Below are 7,559 nucleotides of genomic sequence, written 5' to 3'. Positions count from 1 at the left end.
AGGCGGATGCCGCGCGCCTGGTGGCCGGGGCCTCCGGCAGTGGCGCAGCCGATGCCGAAGTGCCGGAGGCGTCGCTGGCGGCGGTGAACTTCCCGGCCAGGGCCTTCTATCTGCTTGCTGCGGTGGGACTCTGCGCCAGCAGCAGCGAGGCGCGCCGCGCCATTCAGGGCGGTGGGGTGCGGCTCGACGGCCAGAAGCTGGCCGATCCCAACCAGGAGTTCGCTGATACAGCCGTGCTGGATGGCAAGGTGCTGCAGCTGGGCAAGAAGACCTTCCGCCGTCTGGTGGCCGGATGACCTCTCCTGTTCCCTCGCCGGCCGATCAGGTTGCTGCCGATCAGCTGATCGTGGCCCTCGACGGCATGGATGGCACCCAGGCCCTCAGCTTCGCGGAGAGGATTCCGGAGCTGCGCTGGGTGAAGGTGGGGCTGGAGCTGTTCACTTCCGCCGGCCCTGCGGTGATCGCCGAGCTGCGTGATCGGGGGCTGCGGGTGTTTCTCGATCTCAAGTTCCACGACATCCCCGCCACCATGGCAGGCGCCTGCCGCAGCGCTGCTCGCCTCGGCGCCGAGCTGATCACCGTGCATGCCTGCGCCGGCGGCGATGCCCTGGCCGCCGCCCAGGCCGGCGCCACCCTGGCTGCCGAGCAGGCGGGTCTGCCCCAACCCACCCTGCTGGCGGTCACGGTACTGACCAGCTGGGATGCCGCTCGCTTCGCTGCTGAGCTGGCGATCGAGGAGCCCCTGACCACCTACGTGCCCCGCCTCGCTGAACTGGCCGTCGCGGCCGGTCTCGGCGGCTGTGTCTGCTCTCCGCTGGAAGTGGAGGCTTTGCGGCGGCGCTACCCGGTACCTTTCGCTCTGGTCACCCCGGGGATCCGGCCGGCGGGAGCCGCGGCGGGGGACCAGCAGCGGGTCTGGAGTCCGGCAGAAGCGATTGCGGCCGGTTCCAGCCAGCTGGTGATCGGCCGACCGATCACGGCCGCCGAGGATCCTGCTGCTGCCTTTGCTCAGTGCTGCCGCCAACTCGCGGCTGCCGCTGGCCAGGGTTCGGCAGCTGTTATGCCTGATCTGCACTAACGTTCTTTCATCCTCTTGTTGCCTCTACCGATCTGATTGTGATCATCGACTTCGAGCCGTCACAGTTGGATCGACGGGAGACTTCAGTGCTTCCTTTTCATGGGAGCAACGAGCCTGCTGATTGCTCCGATGCCCCGATCGAACTGGCTCCCGATGTGTGGTGGGTCGGGCGTCGCCTGCCGGACGACCGCTTCCAGTGCCATGCTTATTACCTGCGCAATGGCAACAATGGGGTTCTGATTGACCCGGGCTCGCCGCTCACGATCGAGACCACCCTGGCCAAGGTGGCCCGGATCGACGACCTGAGTGCGATTCGTTATCTGGTCTGTCACCACTGCGATCCTGATATCGCGGCGGCCCTGCCGATGTTGTCCGAGCGCCTCAGCCGGCCGGATATTCAGGTGGTCACCGAATGGCGGGCGATGGCGCTTCTGCGCCATTACGGCCACCGTTTTGATTATTATCTTGTGGAGGAACAGAATTGGCGTCTGCCTCTGGAAGGGGATCGAGCTCTTGAGTTTCAGCTCACGCCCTATCTGCACTTTCCTGGAGCGATGGTGTCGTATGACACGGCCTCCAGGATTCTGTTCTCCTCCGATCTGTTCGGCGGCTTTGTCCCCGATGCCGCCAATCTGATCTGCCGGGACCTTGATGTTCTGATCGCCAGTGCCAAGCCCTTTCATCAGCACTACATGCCCAGCACGGAGCTGCTGTCGGCTGGGTTGACCCGGGTCCAGCAGCGCTGGCCCCAGATCGCCATGATCGCCCCCCAGCACGGCCATGTCGTGCCTGGCCCGCTGGTGGAGGAGGCCTTCAGCCGGCTCAAGGCTCTGGAGTGCGGCATCTTCGCCCTGGCGGATGCCGATATCGATCTGAAGCGCTTATTGCGCATTGCCGAGGCCCGTAGCCGCCTGTTTCAGGTGCTCCTGTCCCAGGCCGCCCCTACCCAGATGCTGGTCACCCTCAAGCTGGTGCTGCAGCGCATCCGCGGAGTCCGCGATTGCGTGCTCTCGATTGACCTGCCTGATCAGGGGTGGACCAGCTGGAGTGGCACACCACCGGAACCGCGGCTGGAAGGGCCGCCGCCGAACTGGGAGCAGGTGGAGCTCAGCACCCAACCTCCGACGAAGCTGTCGCTGCTGATCGACGACCAGATCCCTGTGGATGAGGATGTTCTGAGGATGCTGAAGGACATCACTCCATCTCTTCAGTCGTGGATTGATGGTGTGGTGGAGGAGCATCAGGATTATCTGCGCATGCTTGAGCTCAGGCAACAGGCCACAACCGATCCGCTCACGGGCCTGACCAATCGACGGGCCCTTGAAGATGACCAGCCCAGCGGTGCCTACGCCCTCCTGTCGTTCGACATCGATTTCTTCAAGCGGATCAACGACAGCTTCGGCCATGCGGCCGGTGATCAGGTGCTGAAGAAGGTGGCTGCTGTCATGACCAAGGCCGTGCGAGAGGGAGATGCTGTGTATCGCCTCGGTGGAGAGGAGTTTCTGGTGGTGCTCCCCCAGATTGATCCGGCCATGGCTCTGGGGATCGGTGAACGGATCCGCAGCCAGGTCAAGGTTCTGGATCTCCAGGGGTTGGCCCCGGACGGGGGTGTGACCATCAGCGCTGGGTTGTTCGTGGCCGATCCAGATCAACCTCTCCCGTTCGATGCAGCCCTCGCCATGGCCGATGGGGCGCTCTATCTGTCCAAGGAGCAGGGGCGTGATCGCCTCACGGTGGCCTGAGGGATGGTCCCTGGGCTGATCTGGCAGTTTCAGTAATAGCGGCGGGGGTTTTGGCCGATTGCCAGCTGCACCTCCACCAGGAACAGCAGCAGGGCCACGATCAGCGCCAGCATCGCCAACACGAAGGCGGGCACCACGATCGCCGCCAGGTCGAGGGCGGCCACGGTGCTGATGAACAGCACGGCCACCACTCCCGCCACCAGCAAGGCGCTGATGCTGCTGCAGAGAATGGCGCGGTTGATCAGGAAGGTGCGGCGGTGCTGCACCTTCAGGGCCTTGGTCAGGGTGTCCGCCTGCTGGCCGCCGCCCCGTTCCAGGGTCTCCTGCATCACCCGGGTCCTGTCGATGATCCGAGCCAGCCGGCCGGTGAAGGTGTTGAGCAGGCCACTGATGCCGGTGAGCAGAAACACCGGCGCCACCGACAGCTGGATGGCCCTGGAGAGCGCGACCACGGCCGACCCCTGCTCAGGCTCGCTCAGGACCCCCAGGAGGATGGTCGTGGACAGGGTGCCCTGCATCGGAGGAATTCACCGCAGACTGCGACCCTACCGACTCTGATCCGATGACTTCGATCGCCTGCCGTTACGAGGGCGGCCTGCGCTGCCAGGCCCTGCATGAACCCAGCACCATGGAGTTGGCCACCGATGCCCCCACCGACAACCAGGGGAGGGGGGAGTGCTTCTCCCCCACCGATCTGGTGGCCACCGCGCTCGCCACCTGCATCCTCACGATCATGGGGATCACAGCCGAGCGGCATGGCTGGCCTCTCGAGGGCGCCACCGCCCGGGTGGAGAAGAGCATGACCACCACGGGAGCGCGGAGGATCGAGAAGCTGGAGGTGTGGATCAACCTGCCGACGGAGCTGGAGGATTCCGCCCGGGCGGTGCTGCGCCGCGCGGCGGAGGCCTGCCCGGTGAAGAAGAGCCTGGAGGGTGCCGTGGCGATGGAGATGCACTGGGCCTGACCCTGCGCGACTGGCCGCGCTGAGAACGAAGCGATCAGCCCGTGGCCGTTCACATGATTTCCGGACCACCGGAAACGGGCGAAATATGCAGCAGGTCGGCGTGAATGCCCAGCCGTTCCTCCGCGATCATCATCGCCGTTCCCAGGGAGGTGGCTTCGAGCATCGTCACATTGCCCTCCTGATCCATGACGCGGTACAAGCGGGGCCCCTGGCGTCTCACTTCGGGCCAGGGCTCACCGCACAGCCTTCGCCCAGGCCGGTCAAGGTCTCGGAAGGGGGGAGTCATGGTCGGATTGGTTGATGACGATGAGCAGGGCAGGGCCGCCAGTCGCGTGGCACTGAAACAAAATCCTGGTCTTGATGCTGGGTCCCGTCTGCGTTGTGGGTGGTTGACGCAGGGTGTCTGGCGGCGAATTTTCCCCATTTTGGGGTGGAAGCTGATGGGGTGTCAGCGGTTCAGGGGAGTTCTTCATCGCGGGGGGTGAGCCAGCTTCCCGATTGGCACGACGACGTGATTGATGGGATTGGGTTATCGGCTCTCGGTCTTATCTGGATTCAGATTTTTCTCTGGTCCCTGATCTGGTGATCCGTGGTGTCCGAGATATTGGCTGTCGATGCTGTTGCGATGTTGCGATTCTCGTGGGTTGAGGTGTTGGTGAAGAAAAAGTGGAAGCTCCTGAATTGTCGTCAAAGAAGGTGAAATCCTCGTGTACTTTCTCTGGCGTTCAATGCTGCATCTCGCCGTTCATCGTTGTCACAGTGATGTGTGCCGCCGACTGGAGCGGTGGTCTTCTCTGTCAAGGAGGGCGGCATGCTGTTGGCCAACCACTCCGATCTGCGCGGCGATCTGGAGGTGGGCTCCGTCTTCGTGACCATGACCACGTCCCTGTTGCTGTTGCCACCCCTGGCTTGGTTGGTCAGCGGCAACCGCTTGCGAGAGCCCCTCTCTTCGCTGAACGATTGGCTGGTGCACCGGGCCGAATGGCTGGTCGGGGTGTTCGCGCTGCTGCTGGGCCTCTATCTGGGTTGGCAGGGCATCGAAGGGCTGCACCGGATGGTGGAGCTGGTGGGCTGAGTCACTTCCCATCCTCTCAAGGATCAGCTGGGTCCGCCGGCTCCAGTTGAAGGGTGCTGTGGGCAATGCCGAGCTGGGCGAGTCGTTCCTTGGCCTGATGCAGCAGTTTCAGGTCGTCGATCTCCCCGGTTCGACGCACCACATGGGCGGTCAGGGCGTTCTGGGAGGTGCTCATGCTCCAGATGTGCAGGTGGTGCACATCCACCACGCCGGGCAGGCTGTGTAACGCCTGATTCACCGCCGCCGGCTCAATCCCGGCAGGCACCGCATCAAGGGCGACCCTCATCGACGCGCCCAGCAGGGACCAGCCCGTCCAGGCCACCGCCAGGCCGACCCCAATGCCGGTGGCGGCATCGAGCCAGTTCCAGCCGGTCAGTCCGACCACGATGGCGCTCACGAGCACGGCTGCCGACACGGCGGCATCGCCAAGCAGATGAATCACTGCCGCCCGGCGGTTGAGGTCGTGGCTGCCGTCGTCGCCGAACAGCCGGGCGCAGAAGAGGTTGACGGCGATGCCCAGCGCCGCCGCCCAGGCCACGGGAGTGCTGAGCACCTCGACCGGGGTATTCAGCCGTTTGATCCCCTCCACCAGCACCACGGTGGCGGCCATCAGGATCAGCCCCGCATTGGCCAGGGAGGCCAGCTGGGTGGAGCGGCCATAGCCGTAGGTGAACTGGTCGTTCGGAGCTCGCGTGCTCAGCCGCTCGGCGCCCCAGCCCAGCAGCAGGCCGGCCACATCGCCAAGGTTGTGCACGGCATCACCGATCAACGCCAGCGACCCGAAGCCGACGCCGATCGCGAGCTGCAGGGCCGAGAGGCCGCAGTTGAGGATCACGCTCCAGCGAAAGGCACTGCCGGATCCGGCGCGGTGCTGGTGCTGGCGGGGGTGGGGCTGGCGCTGGATCTCCACGGCCGGGTGTGGCTGGGGCTCTCGTGCTGGGAGGACATGGGGGGTCAGGAGAGTTGGCGGTTGAGCAGCCCTGCCAGCAGCAGGGCGACCGCCGTGGTGATCATCACGGTGAGGATCTCGGCTGGCTGCATCGGCGCCAGGCTGAGTCCTTGCTGTAATCCGGGAATGGCCAGCAGCAGCAGCCACAGCCCCAGGCCGATGCCGGCGCCTGCGGCCGTGATGCGGCTATGGGGATCTCCGTTCAGCCACACCAGGCCTCCACCGGCGAGCAGCAGCAGCGAGAACACCAGGCTGCGGTGGGTGGCGGCGTCGGCCTCAGGCCAGAAGACCAGCACCAGGGCGGCCACCATCACCACGGCGCCCTGGCTGAGCGAATGGCGCCAGGTGTCGGGGCCGAACAGGGGCGCCTGCGGCGGGCGGGGGGGCTGTCGCATCAGGCCCGGGGTGGCGGGCAGGGCCTCGAACACCACCGTGCAGGCCGGATCGATCACCAGATGCAGCAGGGCGATGTGTACCGGCAGCAGGATCAGGGCCTGACTAGGCAGCAGCAGGGGCACCAGGCCGAGCGCCGCGATCGGCAGGTGAATGGCGAGGGTGTATCCCAGCGCCCGGTGCAGGTTGGCATCGACCCGCCGGCCCAGTTCGAGGGCCGCCACCAGATCGCTGAAGGTGTCATTGAGCAGCACCAGATCGGCGGATTCCCGGGCCACGGCGGTGCCGCGCTTGCCCATGGCCACGCCGATGTCGGCGGCCTTGAGGGCCGGGGCGTCATTGACGCCATCGCCGGTCATCGCCACCACCTCACCAGCGGCCTGCAGGGCGCGCACCAGCTGCAGTTTCTGCTGTGGCATCACCCGGGCGAACACGGACACCTCTCCAATCGAGGCGGCGAGGTCCTGGGGCGTCAGGGCGTCCAGCTCCGGGCCGGAGAGCACTCGACCGGGCGGCAAGCCCGCCTGATCGGCAATCGAGCGGGCCGTCACCGGGCTGTCTCCGGTGATCATCACCACGCGAACGCCCGCACCCCGCGCCGTGGCGATGGCCACCGGCACATCCGGGCGCAGCGGATCGGCCAGGGCCAGAAAGCCCACCGGCTCGAACAGGTAGCCGTGAACGTGTTCGGGCAGGGCGCCGCCGCTCGCGAACGGCTGACCTTCGTGCACCGGCACGCCATCCAGCCCGCGCGCCACCGCCAGCACCCGCAGCCCCCTGGCGGCGAGCCCATCGGCGGCGGCCAGCAGGGCCATGGTCTGCCTGGCATCGAGGTGACACAGATCCGCGATCGCCTCGGGCGCCCCCTTGGCGGCCAGTTGCAAACCGCCCTCGTTGTTGTGCCAGAGGCGGGAGAACACCAGCAGATCGCTCTGCAGGGGGTAGTCGCGCTCCAGGGGCCAGTCGGGATGCAGGTGTTCGGTGCCGCTGAGCTGATCGGCGGCGAGGCGTTGGATCGCCAGCTCCATCGCATCCACCGGGTCACCGCGGCTGGCCAGCACCGCCAGTTCCACCAAGGCGTGAAAGGGCTCCTCCAGGGGGTCTCCCGCCTGCCAGCCCTCCAGCTCCGGCCAGGTGAGCAGCTGCTGCACCCCCATGCGGTTCTCGGTGAGGGTGCCGGTCTTGTCGACGGCGAGCACGGTGGCGCTGCCGAGGCTCTCCACCGCCGCCGGCCAGCGGGCCAGCACGCCGATCCGGGCCAGGCGCAGGGCGCCGAGGGCCAGGAACAGGGCCAGCACCACGGGAATCTCGTTGGGCAGCACCGCCAGGGCCAGGGCCAGGGCGGCCAGCAGGGCCTC

At 66.3% G+C, this 7,559-nt stretch carries 9 protein-coding genes; 5 read left to right on the top strand and 4 right to left on the bottom strand.

The window, feature by feature from the left end:
- From VB716_RS07810 to VB716_RS07800, 3 genes are all read left to right on the top strand, one after another.
- The coding region (locus VB716_RS07810; protein ID WP_323270172.1) for a S4 domain-containing protein at positions 1 to 296 on the top strand (296 nt) is incomplete at its 5' end.
- Positions 293 to 1,078, top strand: coding sequence for an orotidine-5'-phosphate decarboxylase (gene pyrF, locus VB716_RS07805; protein WP_323270171.1), 786 nt, complete (start codon positions 293 to 295; stop codon positions 1,076 to 1,078). The genes VB716_RS07810 and pyrF, both read left to right, overlap by 4 nt.
- 86 nt (positions 1,079 to 1,164) lie before the next feature.
- Positions 1,165 to 2,820, top strand: a complete 1,656-nt coding sequence (locus VB716_RS07800) for a diguanylate cyclase (protein WP_323270170.1) — start codon at positions 1,165 to 1,167, stop codon at positions 2,818 to 2,820.
- A gap of 29 nt (positions 2,821 to 2,849) precedes the next feature.
- Here the strand turns inward: VB716_RS07800 and VB716_RS07795 are convergent, their stop codons facing one another.
- A complete protein-coding gene (locus VB716_RS07795; RefSeq protein WP_323270169.1) occupies positions 2,850 to 3,272 on the bottom strand; it encodes a DUF2721 domain-containing protein in 423 nt (140 codons plus the stop codon).
- A gap of 110 nt (positions 3,273 to 3,382) precedes the next feature.
- On the opposite strand from VB716_RS07795, the gene VB716_RS07790 reads away from it, so the two are divergent.
- A complete protein-coding gene (locus VB716_RS07790; protein ID WP_197156719.1) occupies positions 3,383 to 3,784 on the top strand; it encodes an OsmC family protein in 402 nt (133 codons plus the stop codon).
- 49 nt (positions 3,785 to 3,833) lie between these two features.
- Here VB716_RS07790 and VB716_RS07785 read toward each other — a convergent pair whose 3' ends face one another.
- Positions 3,834 to 3,971, bottom strand: a complete 138-nt coding sequence (locus VB716_RS07785; protein ID WP_323246330.1) for a hypothetical protein — start codon at positions 3,969 to 3,971, stop codon at positions 3,834 to 3,836.
- A gap of 597 nt (positions 3,972 to 4,568) precedes the next feature.
- Between VB716_RS07785 and VB716_RS07780 the strand changes: the two genes are divergently transcribed.
- On the top strand, positions 4,569 to 4,859 hold the full coding sequence (locus VB716_RS07780) for a GAP family protein (RefSeq protein ID WP_197156715.1): 291 nt from the start codon (positions 4,569 to 4,571) through the stop codon (positions 4,857 to 4,859).
- A gap of 16 nt (positions 4,860 to 4,875) precedes the next feature.
- Here VB716_RS07780 and VB716_RS07775 read toward each other — a convergent pair whose 3' ends face one another.
- Together VB716_RS07775 and VB716_RS07770 are read right to left on the bottom strand one after the other, a co-directional pair.
- Positions 4,876 to 5,769: a cation diffusion facilitator family transporter gene (locus tag VB716_RS07775; RefSeq protein ID WP_322758446.1), complete on the bottom strand. Its 894-nt coding sequence runs from the start codon at positions 5,767 to 5,769 to the stop codon at positions 4,876 to 4,878.
- 44 nt (positions 5,770 to 5,813) lie between these two features.
- Positions 5,814 to 7,559 (bottom strand): HAD-IC family P-type ATPase (locus tag VB716_RS07770; protein WP_323270168.1); only part of this gene is annotated, 1,746 nt, incomplete at its 5' end.

It is taken from the genome of Synechococcus sp. CCY9201 (assembly GCF_034931105.1).
In the GTDB taxonomy this organism is placed as follows: Bacteria; Cyanobacteriota; Cyanobacteriia; order PCC-6307; family Cyanobiaceae; genus CBW1002.
Note: the sequence above shows the minus strand (reverse complement) of the source record. Positions and strands in the feature narration are given on the sequence as shown.